The organism is Ensifer sp. Root558 (assembly GCF_001427045.1).
Lineage (GTDB): Bacteria > Pseudomonadota > Alphaproteobacteria > Rhizobiales > Rhizobiaceae > Ensifer > Ensifer adhaerens.
In genome coordinates this window covers 1146063-1163037 of record NZ_LMGC01000001.1, presented here as the reverse complement: position 1 = coordinate 1163037, position 16975 = coordinate 1146063, and the positions used below count along the sequence as shown (strand labels likewise).

At 63.4% G+C, this 16975-nt stretch carries 15 protein-coding genes and 1 other RNA gene; 8 read left to right on the top strand and 8 right to left on the bottom strand.

Features of this window, described 5'->3' with window-relative positions; translation table 11 throughout:
• Positions 1–11 precede the first annotated feature (11 nt).
• The 6 genes from ASD63_RS05745 to tkt all read right to left on the bottom strand — a co-directional run bounded on the left by ASD63_RS05745 (position 12) and on the right by tkt (position 7288).
• On the bottom strand, positions 12–947 hold the full coding sequence (locus ASD63_RS05745; RefSeq protein WP_034806149.1) for a PhzF family phenazine biosynthesis protein: 936 nt from the start codon (positions 945–947) through the stop codon (positions 12–14).
• A 210-nt stretch (positions 948–1157) separates the two neighbouring features.
• The gene (locus tag ASD63_RS05740; RefSeq protein WP_034806152.1) at positions 1158–2183 is read right to left on the bottom strand and encodes a class I fructose-bisphosphate aldolase; all 1026 of its coding nucleotides are present in this window, start codon (positions 2181–2183) and stop codon (positions 1158–1160) included.
• Positions 2184–2429: 246 nt separating this feature from the next.
• Positions 2430–3626: a phosphoglycerate kinase gene (locus tag ASD63_RS05735; RefSeq protein WP_034806155.1), complete on the bottom strand. Its 1197-nt coding sequence runs from the start codon at positions 3624–3626 to the stop codon at positions 2430–2432.
• On the bottom strand, positions 3626–4216 hold the full coding sequence (locus ASD63_RS05730; RefSeq protein ID WP_034806171.1) for a putative glycolipid-binding domain-containing protein: 591 nt from the start codon (positions 4214–4216) through the stop codon (positions 3626–3628). The genes ASD63_RS05735 and ASD63_RS05730 overlap by 1 nt, the downstream gene beginning before the upstream one ends.
• Before the next feature lie 5 nt (positions 4217–4221).
• On the bottom strand, positions 4222–5232 hold the full coding sequence (gene gap, locus ASD63_RS05725; protein WP_034806178.1) for a type I glyceraldehyde-3-phosphate dehydrogenase: 1011 nt from the start codon (positions 5230–5232) through the stop codon (positions 4222–4224).
• Between the two features lie 73 nt (positions 5233–5305).
• Positions 5306–7288, bottom strand: coding sequence for a transketolase (gene tkt / locus ASD63_RS05720; RefSeq protein ID WP_060528858.1), 1983 nt, complete (start codon positions 7286–7288; stop codon positions 5306–5308).
• Between the two features lie 350 nt (positions 7289–7638).
• Here tkt and ASD63_RS05715 point away from each other — a divergent pair, with 350 nt between their 5' ends.
• From ASD63_RS05715 to ssrS, 3 genes are all read left to right on the top strand, one after another.
• A complete protein-coding gene (locus ASD63_RS05715; protein ID WP_034806184.1) occupies positions 7639–7908 on the top strand; it encodes a DUF4164 domain-containing protein in 270 nt (89 codons plus the stop codon).
• An 11-nt stretch (positions 7909–7919) separates the two neighbouring features.
• The gene (locus ASD63_RS05710) at positions 7920–8297 is read left to right on the top strand and encodes a cell division protein ZapA (protein WP_034806187.1); all 378 of its coding nucleotides are present in this window, start codon (positions 7920–7922) and stop codon (positions 8295–8297) included.
• Positions 8298–8353: 56 nt separating this feature from the next.
• A non-coding RNA gene (gene ssrS, locus ASD63_RS05705) (6S RNA) lies at positions 8354–8511 on the top strand.
• Positions 8512–8534: 23 nt separating this feature from the next.
• On the opposite strand, the gene ASD63_RS05700 is transcribed toward ssrS, so the two are convergent.
• Positions 8535–9416 (bottom strand): LysR family transcriptional regulator, encoded by an 882-nt coding sequence (locus ASD63_RS05700; RefSeq protein ID WP_234798711.1) that lies wholly within the window; start codon positions 9414–9416, stop codon positions 8535–8537.
• A 100-nt stretch (positions 9417–9516) separates the two neighbouring features.
• Here ASD63_RS05700 and ASD63_RS05695 point away from each other — a divergent pair, with 100 nt between their 5' ends.
• Positions 9517–9741, top strand: coding sequence for a hypothetical protein (locus ASD63_RS05695; protein WP_034806191.1), 225 nt, complete (start codon positions 9517–9519; stop codon positions 9739–9741).
• A 19-nt stretch (positions 9742–9760) separates the two neighbouring features.
• On the opposite strand, the gene ASD63_RS05690 is transcribed toward ASD63_RS05695, so the two are convergent.
• Positions 9761–9958 (bottom strand): transcriptional regulator, encoded by a 198-nt coding sequence (locus ASD63_RS05690; protein ID WP_234798710.1) that lies wholly within the window; start codon positions 9956–9958, stop codon positions 9761–9763.
• A 362-nt stretch (positions 9959–10320) separates the two neighbouring features.
• On the opposite strand from ASD63_RS05690, the gene ASD63_RS05685 reads away from it, so the two are divergent.
• The 4 genes from ASD63_RS05685 to ASD63_RS05670 all read left to right on the top strand — a co-directional run bounded on the left by ASD63_RS05685 (position 10321) and on the right by ASD63_RS05670 (position 16740).
• On the top strand, positions 10321–10893 hold the full coding sequence (locus tag ASD63_RS05685; RefSeq protein WP_034806194.1) for a 5-formyltetrahydrofolate cyclo-ligase: 573 nt from the start codon (positions 10321–10323) through the stop codon (positions 10891–10893).
• Between the two features lie 212 nt (positions 10894–11105).
• Positions 11106–11930, top strand: coding sequence for a YmdB family metallophosphoesterase (locus tag ASD63_RS05680; RefSeq protein WP_034806196.1), 825 nt, complete (start codon positions 11106–11108; stop codon positions 11928–11930).
• Between the two features lie 482 nt (positions 11931–12412).
• Entirely contained in the window at positions 12413–13567 is a 1155-nt protein-coding gene (locus tag ASD63_RS05675) for an efflux RND transporter periplasmic adaptor subunit (RefSeq protein WP_034806198.1), read from the top strand.
• The gene (locus ASD63_RS05670; RefSeq protein ID WP_034806200.1) at positions 13564–16740 is read left to right on the top strand and encodes a multidrug efflux RND transporter permease subunit; all 3177 of its coding nucleotides are present in this window, start codon (positions 13564–13566) and stop codon (positions 16738–16740) included. Before ASD63_RS05675 ends, ASD63_RS05670 begins: the two co-directional genes overlap by 4 nt.
• The last annotated feature ends 235 nt before the right edge of the window (positions 16741–16975 follow it).

Below are 16975 nucleotides of genomic sequence, written 5' to 3'. Positions count from 1 at the left end.
GGAAGGACGCTCTAGAGGTCGATCAGCCCGCGCATGGCGCTGACGCACTGGCCGGAAAGGCTGACCTTGCGAACGACACCACCCTGCTTTCGGACATGCGCGCCGATGAGGCTGCGGCGCCCCATCTCCACACCCTGCTCGATGATGATCTCGACATCGATATCCTGCTCCGGGACGAGCGAGACGAGATGGGCGGAAAGTGCTGCCGAGGCGCTGCCGGTTGCCGGGTCCTCGTTGACATTGTCGAGCGGCGCGAACATGCGCGCCCGGATCTGCCATGGCGCCTCTGCCGAGCGAGCGTAGAGGAACAGGCTGAAACTGTCTTCCTCGGGTTTGTAGCGCGCGTTGGCCGCCTGGAAGGCGGTGACATTGGGTTGGGCGGACGACAGCGTCGCGACATCCTTGATTTCGGCGACGGCGAAGGGCAGCCCGACGGAAAGCCGGGTCGGCGCATGCACGCGTCTGCTGACGGCTTCAGGCGCGAGCGACGCGCAGGCGGCGATGGTGTCGGCGTCGATTTCGGGGCCGACGGTCAGGCTGCGCGGTACGACGATGGTGGCGCCCACCACTACACCGCCTTCCCGCAGCAATGTGGCCTCGACAAGGCCGGCCTTTTCCTCGAACCGCAGGATTTCACCGGGCGCGCGGCCGAAGATTTCCTTTTGCCCGCCGAGCACGAAGGCCGTGCCGACATTGGGATGACCGGCAAAGGGAATTTCGGTCGTCGGCGTGAAGATCCGGACCTCGGCGGTGTTGGCCGGGTCGCGGGGCGGCAGCACGAAGGTCGCTTCCGAATAGCCGAACTCGGTCGCGATCGCCTGCATCTGACGATCGCTCAAGCCGCGAGCGTCGGACATGACAGCCAACTGGTTGCCGGCGAAGCGCTCGTCGGTGAAGACGTCGACGGTGACATAGGCAACGGATTTCGGCGCGGTGTCAGAGGTCATGGTCCTGGCTTTCGCTGGTTGGGCGCCGTTGGCGCTCATCGTGTCGGCTCTGAAGCCAAGGCTTAAGGCAGCCGACACACCGCACAAAGACGCGAACTTGTCCGGGTGACAAGTTCCCCGACGACGAAGCCGTCACCTCGCAGGCGCGCCAACCCTTTGGCAAAAAAAAAGGGGCCGGCGGACGGCCCCTTCTCATCCGGTAGACCTGGCTTAGGCAGCCTTCTCGAGTTCCTTCTTCCACGTACCCTTGGCGGCAAGGCTGCACATCTCGGCGCGATGCGAGAAGGCGCGCTGGCCGGCGCCGATGTTGTCGGCCTTGCCGTGCCAAGCATTGAGCGCCTCCTGCTGCAGCGCGCGGCCATAGGAGAAGGTGAGCTTCCAGGGCAGGTCGTGGCTGGCATTCATTGCCGAGAGGTGGGCGGTCGCTTCCTCGGTCGACTGGCCGCCCGAGAGGAAGGCGATGCCCGGTACCGCCGAAGGCACCGTGCGCTTCAGCACCCGGATGGTGCGCTCGGCCACTTCGGCGACGGAGGCATTGCGGGCCTTCTTGCCGTCGATCACCATGCTCGGTTTCAGGATCATGCCTTCGAGCTTGACGCGCATGGCCGCCAATTCTTCGAAGGTTGTCCGCAGCGTCCACTCGGTCACCTGTTCGGAGCGATCGATCGAGTGATCGCCCGGCGCGCCGTCCATCAGCACTTCCGGCTCGACGATCGGGACGATGCCGGCGTCCTGGCATAGGGCGGCGTAGCGGGCGAGCGCATGGGCATTGGCGCGAACCGCACCGGCGGTGGGCAGCGTATCGGAGATGGAGATCACGCCGCGCCACTTGGCAAAGCGTGCGCCGGCCTCGTGATATCTCGCCAGCCGCTGGGCAAGGCCGTCGAGGCCTTCGGTGATTGTCTCGGCCGGGAAGTTCGTCATCGGCTTGGCGCCCGCATCGACCTTGATGCCGGGGATCGAGCCGGCCGCCCGGATGATGTCGACGAGCTGGGTGCCGTCGACCGCATGCTGGAACAGGGTTTCTTCGTAGAGGATGACGCCGGAGATGTATTTGCGCATCGCCTTTTCGGCGCGCAGCAGCATCTCGCGGTAATCGCGCCTGGAGGTTTCGGTGGATTCGAGACCGATCGTATCGAAGCGCTTCTTGATCGTTGCCGTGGACTCGTCAGCGGCAAGCAGTCCGCGGCCATTGGCGACCATGGCGACGGCGATGTCTTCCAGTTTTTCCGTCATGCTTTTTCTCTCCCTAGACAGCGCCGATCATCAGGATCAGGCGAACACTGAAACAGTTGCAGGGCCGACGGTGCACGGGGCAACCGCCACGCTCCCAACAGGAGCGCGAGTAACAGGTGAAATTGTCCAGGAAAATGGCGGGAAAATCGACTGAAACGATTTAAAATTTTTTAATCGTTTGAATAAATGATGTTTTTTCTTGATGGCCGGCGCGTGAGAGTGCTTCCCACGCGCCGGTTGTATGACTTACTTCTGCTTCAGGATGTCGACGCCCGGAAGCGGCTTGCCTTCCATCCACTCCAGGAATGCGCCGCCGGCGGTCGAGACGTAGCTGAAATCGTCGGCGACTTCGGCATGGTTCAGCGCCGCGACGGTATCACCACCGCCGGCAACCGAGACCAGCGAGCCCTGACGGGTGCGGGCAGCCGCATGCTTGGCAACGGCAACGGTGGCCTTGTCGAAAGGCGCGATTTCGAAGGCGCCGAGCGGACCGTTCCAGACCAGCGTTTCGGCCTTGGAGATCCAGTCATTGACGGCCGCGATCGACTTCGGGCCGACGTCGAGAACCATGGCATCGGCGGGAATGGCGTTGATGTCGACGACTTCGTTGTCGGCGCCGGCCTTGAACTCACGGGCGATCACGCCGTCTTCCGGCAGCACGATGGCGCAGCCGGCCTTGTCGGCAGCGGCGATGATCGCCTTGGCGGTGTCGGCGAGGTCATGCTCGCACAGCGACTTGCCGACATTGATGCCCTTGGCAGCGATGAAGGTGTTGGCCATGCCGCCGCCGATAACGAGCGCATCGACCTTGGTCACGAGGTTCTGCAACAGGTCGATCTTGGTCGAGACCTTGGCGCCGCCGACGATGGCGACGACCGGGCGCTTCGGCTGGCCGAGACCCTTTTCGAGCGCTTCGAGTTCGGCCTGCATGGTGCGGCCGGCATAGGCCGGCAGGTGATGGGCAAGGCCTTCCGTCGAAGCATGGGCGCGGTGCGCTGCCGAGAAGGCGTCGTTGACGTAGATGTCGCCATTGGCGGCGAGCGCCTTGACGAATTCGGCCTCGTTCTTTTCCTCGCCCTTGTGGAAGCGGGTGTTTTCCAAGAGCAGCACGTCGCCGTCGCTCATTTCGGCGATCGCGTTCTTGGCCTTGTCGCCGATGCAGTCGGCGCCGAAATGAACGCGCTGGTCGAGCACGTCTTCGACGGCCGGAGCGATCGTCTTCAGCGACATGTCGGCGACCGGCTCACCCTTCGGACGGCCGAAATGGGCGAGCAGGATGACCTTGGCGCCCTTCTCGGACAATTCGCGGATGGTCGGCGCGACGCGCTCGATGCGGGTCGCGTCGGTGACCACGCCGTCCTTGACCGGCACGTTGAGATCGACGCGCACCAGAACGCGCTTGCCGGCGATGTCGGTCAGATCGTCGAGGGTCTTGAAAGTCATCAGATAGTCTCCGGTGATAGTCTTTGGAAAAGGGTGGGGTAGTCGATGACGAGGCCGTCCTCGTCTACGGGCAGTTCCGCGGCAAAACTGCGGTCCTCGGCCTCGTAGCGATAGAGCCTGAAATCATCGAGGCAGGTGTAGTGCTGGCCGTCCACAACAGGCTGAAACGTGTCGAACGGCACGTAGAGCATCTTCAGTCTGGCGGTGCCGGACTGGCTCACAAGGCCGAGGCGGCGGATCGGCAGCGTGTTGGTGAAGGGCGTTCCCGCGAGGTCGATATCGATACAGCCGTCGAATTCGGGGAGGGGCGTGCCGCGTGCCGTCGCCCATTCGCCCGGAACGTCCGAGCGCATATGCAGGCTGCGGCCATCGGTGGTGTCGACCATCAATTTGCGAACGTGCCAGCTGTCGTCGCAGTCGATCCGGTAGCGCGCGCCATAGGGCGTGCCGCCGCGGCTTCCGATCAGAACGCCGACGGCGCGGATGACCGCGCCGTCGGTGGTGTCGATTTTTGTCAGCGTCAGGTGTTCGAGCCCTTCCCCTTCCAGCGGACGCCAGCGGACCGTCGTTGAGGAGAGGGCGCGAAACATCTGTCTTAGATGAGCTTGGCGAACGCGACCGCCGTGTCGGCCATGCGGTTCGAGAAGCCCCACTCGTTGTCGTACCAGGTGAGGATACGCACGAAGTTGCCTTCGACGACCTTGGTCTGGTCGATCGCGAAGATCGAGGAGTGGCTGTCATGGTTGAAGTCGCGCGAAACGAGCGGCTCTTCCGTGTAGCCCAGAACCCCCTTGAGCGCGCCATTGGAGGCGGCCTTGATGGCGTTGGTGATTTCCTCGACCGAGGTGTTGCGCTTGGCGACGAACTTGAAGTCGACGACGGAGACGTTCGGGGTCGGGACGCGGATCGACGTGCCGTCGAGCTTGCCCTTCAGTTCCGGCAGAACCAGGCCAACGGCCTTGGCGGCACCGGTCGAGGTCGGGATCATCGACAGAGCGGCAGCGCGGGCGCGGTACAGATCCTTGTGCATCTGGTCGAGCGACGGCTGGTCGTTGGTGTAGGAGTGGATCGTGGTCATGAAGCCGTGGCTGATGCCGATGGTATCGTTCAGGACCTTGACGACCGGAACCAGGCAGTTCGTCGTGCAGGATGCGTTGGAGATGACCAGGTGGTCCTTGGTCAGCTGGTCGTGGTTGACGCCGTAGACGACCGTCAGGTCGGCGCCGTCGGCCGGAGCCGAGACGATGACGCGCTTGGCGCCGGCAGTCAGGTGGGCTGCAGCCTTGTCGCGGGCGGTGAAGATGCCGGTGCACTCCATCGCGATGTCGATACCGAGTTCCTTGTGCGGCAGCGTTGCCGGATCCTTGATCGCGGTCACCTTGATCGGCTTGCCGCCGTTGATGGTGATCGTGTCGCCTTCGACCTTGACCTCGGCCGGGAAACGACCGTGGATCGAGTCATAGCGCAGCAGGTGAGCGTTGGTCTCAACGGGGCCAAGGTCGTTGATCGCAACGACTTCGATGTCGGTGCGGCCGGATTCGACGATCGCGCGGAGCACGTTGCGGCCGATGCGGCCAAAACCGTTGATGGCGACTTTCACTGTCATGGGTCTCTCCCTGTCTGACTGACGTGGTACGAAAAAAAGCGGGGCGCACCTTTCGGCGCGCCCCGCAGATTGATCAGGCGAGCTTCGTTTCCGCGGCGGCGACCACCGCCTCGGGCGTGATGCCGAAGTGCTTGTAAAGCTCCTTGTAGGGGCCGGAAGCGCCGAAGCTCGACATGCCGATGAAGGTGCCATCGCTGCCGATGAAGTGATCCCAGCCCTGACGGATGCCGGCTTCGACGGCGATCTTGACCGGCGAGTTGCCGATGATCGCCTGCTGGTAGTCTTCGCTCTGCTCGGCGAAAAGCTCGAAGCAGGGAACGGAGACGACGCGGGTCGAGATGCCCTTGGCGGTCAGCGTCTGGCAGGCCTTGACGGCGATTTCGACTTCCGAGCCAGTGGCGAAGATCGTGACCTTGGCGTCGGCGGCCGAGATCAGGTCATAGGCGCCGCGGGCGCAGAGGTTTTCTTCCTCATACTCGGTGCGAACGGCCATCAGGTTCTGGCGGGTCAGCGCGATGCCGGACGGACGGTTGTGGCTTTCGAGCGCCAGCTGCCAGCACTCGGCCGTTTCCGTGGCGTCGGCCGGGCGGAACATCAGGAGGTTCGGAATGGCGCGCAGCGCTGCCATGTGCTCGACCGGCTGGTGCGTCGGGCCGTCTTCGCCAAGGCCGATGGAATCGTGTGTCAGCACGTGGATGACGCGGATGCCCATCAGAGCGGCAAGGCGGATCGACGGACGGCAATAGTCCGAGAAGATCAGGAAGCCGCCGGAATAGGGGATGACGCCGCCATGCAGCGCCATGCCGTTCATGGCAGCGGCCATGCCGTGCTCGCGAACGCCCCAATGGATGTAGCGGCCGGAGAAGTCGTCAGGGGTGATCGACTTGGTCTGGCTCGTCTTGGTGTTGTTCGAGCCGGTCAGGTCGGCCGAGCCGCCGATGGTTTCGGCCAGAACGCCGTTGATGACTTCGAGCGCGTCTTCGGAAGCCTTGCGGGTTGCCGGCGACGGCTTGGTTTCGGCGAGCTTCTTCTTGTAGTCGTCGATGGCGGAGGACAGACGGCCCTCGAGCTCGCCGGAGACGCGGCGAACGAACTGGGCCTTCTTCTCGGCCTCGCTCTTTTCAAGACGGTCTTCCCACTCCTTGCGCGCCTTGGTCGAGCGCAGGCCGGCCAGACGCCAGGCGTCGAGCACGTCCGAGGGAACGACGAAAGCTTCGGCTTCCCAGCCGAGTGCCTTGCGGGTGGCGGCGATTTCCTCGGCGCCGAGCGGCGAGCCGTGGACCTTGTGGGTGCCGGCCTTGTTCGGGGCGCCGAAGCCGATCGTCGTCTTGCAGGCGATCATCGTCGGCTTGTCGGACTTCTGCGCCTGGTCGATCGCAGCGGCGATCGCGTCCGGATCATGGCCGTCGACGGCAATGGTGTTCCAGTTGGAGGCGCGGAAGCGGGCGTGCTGGTCGGTCGAGTCGGCGATCGAGATCGGGCCGTCGATCGAGATGTTGTTGTCGTCCCAGAAGACGACCAGCTTGTTGAGCTTCAGGTGGCCGGCGAGCGAAATCGCTTCCTGGCTGATGCCTTCCATGAGGCAGCCGTCACCGGCGAGCACGTAGGTATAGTGCTCCATCAGGTCGGAGCCGAATTCGTCGCGCAGCTTGCGCTCGGCGATCGCCATGCCGACGGCATTGGCAATGCCCTGGCCGAGCGGACCGGTGGTCGTCTCGATGCCGGCGGCGTGGCCGTATTCCGGGTGGCCGGCGGTGCGGGCGCCGAGCTGGCGGAAGTTCTTGATCTCGTCGATGGAGATGTCTTCGTAGCCCGTCAAATAGAGCAGCGAGTAGAGCAGCATCGAGCCGTGGCCGGCCGACAGCACGAAGCGGTCGCGGTTCGGCCAGGAGGGGTTCTTGGGGTCAAAGCTCAGATAGCGCGTGAAGAGGACTGTCGCTATGTCGGCTGCACCCATGGGCAGGCCAGGGTGGCCGGAATTTGCCTTCTCGACGGCATCCATGGAGAGGAAACGGATCGCATTTGCCATCCGGTCGTGTTTTTCGCGAGAGATCATGACTGTTCCGTTTGCGTTCGGTGGTCAGGGAACGGTCTCTATCCTCCAAAGACCGCGCAAGAAGCGGCTGACACATAGCAGGTGCGCCGTGCGAGTCAATAAATACGGGGCTTCCGCGGCCATTTGACGGCAGCTTGCTTCGGTCCCTGCCCGAGTGCTTGTTCCGCAATGCAATAAGCCTGCTGCACTGCCGTTGAAGAAAGCCGGCTACGCAATCCATCCACAGCTTCCGCTGTTGTTTGCTGTACTTGGCATTGTTGAGACTTACGTAATAGGTTTAAAAAAGATCGAGCCGAAGCGGCGGACGGGATTCGGGCGATTCGGCCTCATGGGCGAGGTATTCGGAACACATGCCGGCAAAGACTGTCAAAGCGGCGATCGACGAACTGCGAAACGCAGTGCAATCCCTGGAGAATGCGATCGACGGTCGGTTTGACAGGGAGCGGGACTTCAGCGAGTTCGAGGGCGAGGTGCGACGCGTCAACACCGACCGGTCGCGGCTGGCGCAGGAACTCGATCAGTCGCAGTTCCGGGCAAACCGGCTCGAGGAGGTCAACCGTGAGGTTTCCCGTCGCCTCGTGACGGCGATGGAAACCATTCGGGCGGTGCTCGACCGCTAGGAACAAGCGACATGGCGCAGGTGACAGTTTCGATCGATGGCAAGGCCTATCGCATGGCCTGCGAGGAAGGGCAGGAAGATCATCTGATCGAGCTTGCCACCAATTTCGATCAGTATGTCGGACACCTCAAGACCCAGTTTGGCGAGATCGGCGATCTGCGCCTGACCGTCATGGCCGGCATCATGGTCATGGACGAGCTCAGCGAGGTCAATCGCCGGCTGAAGAACCTCGAAGCCGAGGTCGGCAACCTGACCAACGGGCGCGACGCCGCGCTTTCGGATCAGCTGAAGAACGAGGAGGCGCTGGCCTCGGCACTCAGCGAAGTGACCCAGCAGATCCACGGTATCGCCGCCAAGCTGAACGGCCGCCCCACGACGCCGTCGAGCTGACAAGGTTTCGTCGGCGAGCCACTGGCGCGAAGCACCGAGACACTTTATATATCGAATGCGGTCTGCGCTCCCCGACAGGAACCACAATCCCCGGGGCCATACTCGATCCTAAGGGAGCTGTCCCTGTCCGGACCCGTGGGTTCGGACACATGGCGCCCACCTACTTTGTAGGCACCCGGGATCGTAAAATATCCATCGGTTGTGTGGATCGCACTTCTCCCTCTTTCCGTTGCTCATTCACTCCCCGGCAAAGGCCCGGCGGATGGCGTCGGCCATGGCCTCGACGATCCGGTCCTTGCCGTTTCCGGCCTTTGAAATCCGCAGCACGACATTCGAGTGATCGATCACGGTGTAGCCGTCATCGGCGGTCAGTTCGCGGCAGCCGGCCGGAATGCTGCTGCGGGCAAGCGGCGCGATGGCGAGGCCGGATACCACCGCCGCCATCAGGCCGCCGCTGGTGCGGCTGACATAGGCGACGCGGTTGTCGATGCGGCATTTCCTCAAGTTGCGCTGAGCGAGGTCGTCGCACCAACCGCCTTCGAGATAGGTATAGGTCGCGATCGGTACCGGGCGGCGCTCGTCGGTCCGGTGCTGCTCCGACGTCACCCAGACGGTCGGATCCATCATCAGCACTTCGTTTCTCGTCTTTCCGCCGGGCTCGAAGACGACGGCAAGGTCGATCTCGCCCGCTTCCAGCGCTGCGACATTGGTCATCGACGCGCCCTGCTGCACGGTCACTTCGACGCCCGGGTGGATGGCGGCGAAACTGCCAAGCGCCTTCGGCAAGGTCGAGTTGATGTATTCCTCCGGCAATCCGATCCGGACCGCGCCGTCGAGCGCGGGTTGGCGGAGCGCGGCGGCCGTGTCGTCGAGCAGGGTAACGATGCGCCTGGCATTATCGACGAGCCGCAGTCCCTGCGGCGTCAGCACCACACCGCGCGAATGGCGCTCGAACAGGGCGTCGCCGAGCACATCCTCGAGCTTCCTGATCTGCATGCTGACCGCCGACTGGGTGCGCCCGACGATGTCTGCGGCGCGCGTGACGCTGCTGGTATCGACAACCGCAAGAAAGGTTCTGAGCAGATCGCTATCGAGGGGAAGGGGCATGGCTTCAACCATCAGATTTTCTGATGACAGTCATGCTTGCAATTCGTTTGTCAGATGTCAATGCGAGGACGAAGATCGTCCCGTCAGATCATCTTGCGCCCGAGTCCTTGCCATGAGCGTGCTTGCCGTTCTCGCCTTTTCTGAAACGTTCGTTACCGCCCGACGCAGGGCAAGGCAATGGACTGTCGATTTGCTGTTTGTCGAGGCGCCCGTCGAGGTGCCGGCAGACAAGCCGTTGCTGCTGCGTGACGTCGGGATCTCGGCAGGCGACCCCGACCTTCGGCAGCGGGAGCGGATCTTGGGGCAGGCGGTCTATCGGTCGCACTGGATGCTCTAGCCCGTCCCCGCGCCAATCCTTACGAGATGAGATCGAGCCTTGCGGCACGAAAGACGGCTTCGGCCAGATTGCCGGCCTGCAGCTTGCGCATGGCGTCTTCCAGCGCGCGGTCGATCCGGTCGAGCGGAATGTCGGTTTCGCGCATCATGTCCTGGCGCGTGCGGCCGCGGGCTGCAAGCGTCAGGCAACGCAGTTCCAACGGTTCGAGTTCTTTCATCTGGTCCTTCATGGACGTCGGCTTTTCCACTGCTGCCTGCAGGAGCGCGTCCATACATCGAACACGGGCATTAGTTCCTGCTAATTATTTGAAATCGCGTCTTTATTTGCATGCGCTCGCCAATGCGCGAAAGCGGAACCGTCGTCCATGATGAACGGAACGCTAATGCTGTGCCGAACCGGGAAGGCGCTGGCAGTGCTGTCGCAAACCGCGGCAAAAGCGGCGATGCGGGTGAATGTGCACGGGCGACATCGGGTATATAGGCTGGTGATTGAGCCGGGAATCGGCGAGAAAGTGACGGGTTGTGCCATTTCGGGAGGAGAATTCGTCCGCGACGATGGCATGAGGCAGGAGAGGGCACGATGTCACCGAAAGACCTGAAGGCGGCGCTGCGCAACGAGCGGCTGGCATTGCGCGATGCGATGCCCGCGGAGATACGGATCGAGGCGAGCCTGACCATGGCCGACCATGCCGGCGACGTCATTGCGCTCGATCCGGGCCACATCGTTTCCGGCTTCTGGCCCATCCGCTCCGAGGTCGATATCCGGCCGCTGATGGCGCGGCTGAAGAGCCGTGGCGCCCGGCTCTGCCTGCCTGTGATCATGGACAAGAAGACGATCGTCTTTCGCGAACTGCTCGATGGCGTCGACATCATCTCAACCGGCTTCGGCACGACGGGCCCTGGCCCGGATGCTCCGGTGCTCGACCCGGATATCATGCTCGTGCCGCTTTCTGCCTTTGACGCGACCGGTCACCGGATCGGCTACGGTGCCGGTTATTACGACCGGGCCATCGACCGGTTGCGCAACAAGGGGCATCTGCCGAAACTGATCGGCATCGCGTTCGACTGCCAGGAGGTGGCTGCCGTGCCGGCCGAACCGCACGATGTGGCGCTGGATGCCGTTCTCACCGAGAGCGGATTCCGGCATTTCTAGGTCATTGACGAAGCCGAGCGACGGCCCGGCGCTTTGAAATCGCGCGGGCCGAGGCGGAAGATTGGTTCGCGATCCCACGCGGAATCGATCTTGGGCGTTTCCTGTCGGCCCAGGATCGTGTAGACGCTCTACCTCTTTGTTTTACGCAGGTCCGGCCGCCACAACCGCTGACGCGCTTCCGCCGGAACTGCCCTGGTGGGATTTGAGCGAGCATGAGGCTTCTGTTTCTGGGAGATATGGTGGGCAAGACGGGCCGCACGGCGGTCTGGGAGCGGCTTCCGGGACTGATCGGCGACCTCAAGCTCGATTTCGTCATCGTCAACGGCGAGAACGCCGCGGGCGGCTTCGGGATCACCGAAGACATCTTCCTCGAGACGATCAACGCCGGCGCCGACGTGGTGACCACCGGCAACCACGTCTGGGATCAGAAGGAAGCGGTGGTCTTCTGCGAGCGGCACGACCAGTTCCTGCGCCCGGCCAACTATCCGGCCGGCACGCCCGGCCGCGGATCCAACCTGTTCTTTGCCCGCAATGGCGCGCGCGTGCTGGTCGCCAACGTCATGGGCCGCGTCTTCATGCATCCCGAACTCGACGACCCCTTCAAATCGGCCGAGGCCATCCTCGATGCCTGCCCGCTCGGCGAGCAGGCGGATGCGATCGTGTTCGACTTCCATGCGGAGGCGACCAGCGAGAAGCAGTGCTTCGGCCATTTCGTCGACGGTCGCGCCAGCCTCGTCGTCGGAACGCATACGCACGTGCCGACTGCCGATCACCAGATCCTCAACGGCGGCACCGCTTATATGAGCGATGCCGGCATGTGTGGCGACTACGATTCCTCGCTCGGCATGGACAAGGAAGAGCCGCTCAACCGCTTCATCTCGAAGATGCCGAAGGGGCGCTTCGAGGCGGCCTCGGGTCCGGCCACCATCTGCGGTCTCGGGGTCGAGATCTCCGATCGCACCGGGCTCGCCGAGAAGATCGCGCCGCTGCGACTTGGGCCGAGACTGGCGGAAACGATCCCGGATTTCTGGTCTTAAGGCCAAGTCAGGCGGCATTCTGAACGCAGCGCGAAGCTGCGCGCGGGCACCTTTGGTTGTCCCGTATCGCCTTATTGGAATTGATTTTTTTCAAGGTGACAACCCCATCAAATGATGGCAGGTTATCGCGAAATCACGCCGGGCCGGGGCGTGATGTATTCGTGGGTTTTTGCAGAATGAATGGTGTGCGCAGTCCTGGATTGCGGGCATGTGCTGTTGTCGCTGCGCCACGGGCAATTGCTCGCTGCCCAGCGAATTTGACCTGACAGCGTTCGCGGGCCGAAGGGCGCAAGGCTGCTGTATCATTTGATTGCTTGTGTGACTTTGCCTCTCGGATCGCTGCCGATCCGAGGATTTGTGCGGAGCGGGACGGGTAATGCGGCTGTTTTGCGCACAGGCCCCGCTCTGAAATATTCAAAGCGATCGCGGTGGTCTGGTCGATTGGCTGCCCCTCGTGATCCAAGTGCATTCGGAGGGCATGCATGTTGTCTCAGTGGCATTTGCCGATGATCGTCGGCGCTTCTCTTTCCCTTCTATCCGCAATCGGTGCCCAGGCGCAGGACGCGCAACTGCCCGTGGTGACCGTCGCCAAGCCGGTCGTGCGGGACGTCATCGACAGCGACGAGTTCATCGGCCGTTTCGAGCCCGTCGACGAGGTGCAGGTTCGCGCCCGCATCGGCGGCTATCTCGACGAGGTCAATTTCACCGATGGCGCCCTGGTGAAGAAGGGCGACAAGCTCTTCGTCATCGACCAGCGGCCCTATCGTACGGCTCTCTCTCAGGCCGAATCGACGCTGGAATCGGCGCGCTCGTCGCTGGAATTCGCCGAGGCCCAGTTCAAGCGGACGCAATCGCTGACGGGCACCGGCACGCTTTCGGTCTCGACGCTCGACGATCATCGCCGCGAACTCCTGTCGGCGCAGGCGCTGGTGCGCGGCGCGGAAGCGGCGGTCGAGCGTGCCAAGCTCGACCTTGACTACACCACCATCACCGCGCCGCTCAGCGGCCGCGTCGACCGGCGCCTGCTGTCGACGGGCAATCTCGTCCAGGCTGACCAGACGGTGCTGACGACGATCGTGTCGCTCGACCCGATCGATTTCTACTTCGACGTCGACGAACGGCGGCTGCTTTCCTATGCACGGGTCGCGCGCGAGCGCGGCAGCGCGCTGCAGGAAGGCGGCGGCTCGCTCGAAGTGCTGGTCACCATCGCCGACTCGCAAGAGGAGCCGTTCAAGGGCAAGCTCGACTTCGCCGAAAACCGCGTGGATCCGCAGAGCGGCACGATGCGCGTGCGCGCCCGTCTCGATAACCCGAGCCTCGTGCTGCAGCCCGGTCTCTTCGGCCGTGTGCAGATCGAAGGCTCGAACACCTACAAGGCCGTCCTCATTCCGGACGAAGCGATCGGCGCCGACCAGAACGAGCGCATCGTCTATGAGGTGACCGGGGATGGAACGGTGGTGACCAAGCCCGTGCGTCTCGGCCCGAAGCTGCATGGCTACCGCGTCATCCGCTCCGGCATGACCGGCGACGAGACCATTGTCGTCAACGGTCTGATGCGGGCGCGGCCCGGCACCAAGGTGAAGCCCGAGACGGTGCAGCTTCCCCCCGAAGCGCAAGCAGCGGGGGCGGCGCAATGAGGTTTGCTCACTTCTTCGTCGACCGGCCGATCTTCGCGTCGGTGCTGTCGATCGTGCTGCTGATCGTCGGCAGTATCGCCTATTTTCAGCTTCCCGTGGCGCAGTACCCGGAAATCGCCCCGCCGACCATCGTCGTTCGCGCTGCCTATCCGGGTGCTGACGCCGATACCGTTGCCAACACCGTCGCGACGCCGCTCGAACAGGAAATCAACGGCGTCGAGAACATGCTCTATATGTCCTCCTATTCGACCGCCGACGGCTCGATGGCGCTGACGATCACCTTCAAGCTCGGCACCGACCTCGACCAGGCACAAGTGCTGGTACAGAACCGCGTGTCGATCGCGGAGCCGCGGCTGCCGGAAGAAGTCCGGCGGATCGGCATCACCACGGCCAAGAGTTCGCCCGACCTGATGATGGTCGTGCATCTCTTGTCGCCGACCGAACGCTATGACCAACTCTACGTCTCGAACTATGCGCGCACCCGCATTCGCGACCTGCTCGTCCGGCTCGATGGCGTCGGCGACGTCATCCTGTTCGGCGAGCGCGAATATGCGCTGCGTGTCTGGCTCGATCCGGAGAAGCTGTCGGCCTATGGCATGACGGCCGGTGACGTGGTGCAGGCTTTGCGCGAGCAGAACGTGCAGGTCTCCGGCGGTTCGATCGGTGGTCCGCCGGCGCCGGGCGACAGCGCGTTCCAGTACACGGTCACGACGGACGGCCGCTTCAGCGACGCGCGGCAGTTCCGCTATGTCATCGTCAAGGCGACGGAAAGCGGTCGCCTCGTGCAGCTGCAGGACGTCGCGCGTGTCGAGCTCGGTGCTCGCGAATACGTCAACAACAGCTATCTCGACGGCAGCCCGGCGGTGGCGCTCGGCATCTTCTCGCGGCCGGGCACCAATGCGCTCGACGCCGCCGAGCAGATCCAGAAGGTGATGACCGACGTTTCCAAGGACTTCCCTGACGGGCTCGAATACCGCATCGTCTACAACCCGACAGAGTTCATCTCGGAATCGATCAACGAGGTCTACAAGACGATCGCCGAGGCGGCCATTCTCGTTGCCATCGTCGTTCTCGTCTTCCTGCAATCGTGGCGCACGGCGATCATCCCGATCGTCGCCATCCCCGTGTCACTCGTCGGCACCTTCGCCTTCCTCTATGCCTTCGGTTTCTCGCTGAACATGCTGACGCTGTTCGGCCTGGTGCTGGCGATCGGTATCGTCGTCGACGATGCGATCGTGGTGGTCGAGAATGTCGAGCGAAATCTCGCGCGAGGGATGACCCCGCGCGAGGCGTCGCATGTGACCATGGACGAGGTGGGGGCGGCCGTCATCGCGATCTCGCTGGTGTTGACCGCGGTGTTCGTGCCGACGGCCTTCATCCCCGGCATCGCCGGCCAGTTCTACCTGCAGTTCGCCGTGACGATCTCGGTCGCAACGGTGATTTCCGCCTTCAACTCGCTGACACTGTCACCGGCGCTGGCGGCTATCTTGTTGAAGCCGCACGAGAACGGCCATCATGAAAGCCGCAATCCGCTGACGCGCTTCGGCAAGGCCTTGGCGAACGGCTTCAACAACGGTTTCGACCGGATGGCGTCGGGCTATGCATGGGTCGTGCGCAAGCTCGTCTCGACGAAGGTGGCGCTGGCCGCGGCCCTTCTCGTCTTCGTCGGGCTGCTGGGGGCCACCTGGTACATGGCGCAGATCGTGCCGCGCGGCTTCGTGCCGACCATGGACCAGGGCTATGCGATCGTCGTCATCCAGCTGCCGGACGGCGCCTCGCTCGACCGGACGGACGCCGTCGTCAAGCGGGCCTCGAAGATCATCCAGGACGTGCCGGGCGTGAAAAGTGCTGTCGCCTTTGCCGGCTTCAACGGTGCGACCTTTACCAACGCGTCCAATTCGGGCGTGGTCTTCGCCTCCTTCGAAAGCTTCGAAGAGCGGCTGAAGAACGGGCAGGGGGCCAACCAGATCATCGGCCAGCTCTATGGCAGCCTGCAGAGCATCCAGGAAGCCTTCATCATCGCCGTGCCGCCGCCCTCGGTGCGCGGCATCGGTAACTCCGGCGGCTTCAAGATGCAGATCATGGACCGGCAGAGCTCCGACATGCGCCGCGCGCTCGGGCTTGCCTACCAGATAATGGGCGCTGCCAACCAGACGGAAGGGTTGACCGGGGTCTTCACCACCTTCTCGGCCTCCAGTCCGCAATACTTCCTGGCGATCGACCGCGACAAGGCGCGCACACTCAACGTGCCGATCCCCAACATCTTCGAGGCGCTGTCGATCAACCTCGGTACGTCCTACGTCAACGACTTCAACGCCTTCGGCCGCGTGTACCAGGTGCGGGCGCAGGCCGACCAGCAGTACCGCGTCGAGCGCGACAACATCCTGGCGCTGAAGGTGCGCTCGGCAACCGGTGCGCTGGTGCCGATGGGTACGCTTGTCGAGATCCAGGATACGGCCGGTCCGACGCTGGTGCAGCGCTACAACATGTACGTCTCGGTGCCGATCCAGGGTAACCCTGCGGTCGGGGTCTCGACGGGTACGGCTCTCGACAAGATGGAGGCGCTCGCCGCCCAGATCCTGCCGCAGGGCACGACCTTCGAGTGGACGGAACTCGCCTACCAGGAGCGCCAGACAGGCAACACCGCGGTGTTCATCTTCGCACTGTCGGTCGTCTTCGTGTTCCTGGCGCTGTCGGCCCAGTACGAAAGCTGGGTTCTGCCGCTGGCGATCATCCTGATCGTGCCGCTCGGCGTGCTGGCCGCATTGGTCGGGGTGTTCATCCGCGGGCTCGACAACAACGTACTGACCCAGATCGGGCTCATCGTTCTGATCGGTCTTGCAGCCAAGAACGCGATCCTGATCGTCGAGTTCGCGCGGCAGGGCGAAGACGAGGGCAAGACGCCGATCGAGGCGGCTGTGGAAGCGAGCCAGCTGCGCCTGCGCCCGATCCTGATGACCGCCTTTGCCTTCATCCTCGGCGTGGTGCCGCTGATGATCGCGACCGGCCCGGGTGCCGAAATGCGCCAGTCGCTCGGCACGGCGGTGTTTTCGGGCATGCTCGGGGTAACGTTCCTCGGCCTGTTCCTGACGCCGGTGTTCTACGTCGCGCTCCGGTCGTTCCGGCGACGCAAGGCGGCGGTGAGCGAACCGGCGCCGCACCCGGCCGAATAGGGCAGGCCCGACGATAACCTGACGAATGCCCCGGCAGCAATTCCGGGGCATTTGGCTTTGACGAGGCTATCGTTGCCTTATCGGCCTTAGGGCCGGTGACGTAAACGTGAGCACCGCCTGCCGTTTGTAACTGGACGTGGCCGGGCCCTTGAACAATTCTTTCCGCGCCCCGTGACGCCACCGTTCGGTCGAGCGAAGGCAAAGGCTTCCATTCGCTGTTCAATACCTGCCCGCC

Coding starts and splice junctions, on each gene's coding strand:
- ASD63_RS05745 (WP_034806149.1), bottom strand. CDS start 947: ATGACCTCTGACACCGCGCCGAAATCCGTTGCCTATGTCACCGTCGAC.
- ASD63_RS05740 (WP_034806152.1), bottom strand. CDS start 2,183: ATGACGGAAAAACTGGAAGACATCGCCGTCGCCATGGTCGCCAATGGC.
- ASD63_RS05735 (WP_034806155.1), bottom strand. CDS start 3,626: ATGACTTTCAAGACCCTCGACGATCTGACCGACATCGCCGGCAAGCGC.
- ASD63_RS05730 (WP_034806171.1), bottom strand. CDS start 4,216: ATGTTTCGCGCCCTCTCCTCAACGACGGTCCGCTGGCGTCCGCTGGAA.
- gap (WP_034806178.1), bottom strand. CDS start 5,232: ATGACAGTGAAAGTCGCCATCAACGGTTTTGGCCGCATCGGCCGCAAC.
- tkt (WP_060528858.1), bottom strand. CDS start 7,288: ATGATCTCTCGCGAAAAACACGACCGGATGGCAAATGCGATCCGTTTC.
- ASD63_RS05715 (WP_034806184.1), top strand. CDS start 7,639: ATGCCGGCAAAGACTGTCAAAGCGGCGATCGACGAACTGCGAAACGCA.
- ASD63_RS05710 (WP_034806187.1), top strand. CDS start 7,920: ATGGCGCAGGTGACAGTTTCGATCGATGGCAAGGCCTATCGCATGGCC.
- ASD63_RS05700 (WP_234798711.1), bottom strand. CDS start 9,416: ATGGTTGAAGCCATGCCCCTTCCCCTCGATAGCGATCTGCTCAGAACC.
- ASD63_RS05695 (WP_034806191.1), top strand. CDS start 9,517: ATGAGCGTGCTTGCCGTTCTCGCCTTTTCTGAAACGTTCGTTACCGCC.
- ASD63_RS05690 (WP_234798710.1), bottom strand. CDS start 9,958: ATGAAAGAACTCGAACCGTTGGAACTGCGTTGCCTGACGCTTGCAGCC.
- ASD63_RS05685 (WP_034806194.1), top strand. CDS start 10,321: ATGTCACCGAAAGACCTGAAGGCGGCGCTGCGCAACGAGCGGCTGGCA.
- ASD63_RS05680 (WP_034806196.1), top strand. CDS start 11,106: ATGAGGCTTCTGTTTCTGGGAGATATGGTGGGCAAGACGGGCCGCACG.
- ASD63_RS05675 (WP_034806198.1), top strand. CDS start 12,413: ATGTTGTCTCAGTGGCATTTGCCGATGATCGTCGGCGCTTCTCTTTCC.
- ASD63_RS05670 (WP_034806200.1), top strand. CDS start 13,564: ATGAGGTTTGCTCACTTCTTCGTCGACCGGCCGATCTTCGCGTCGGTG.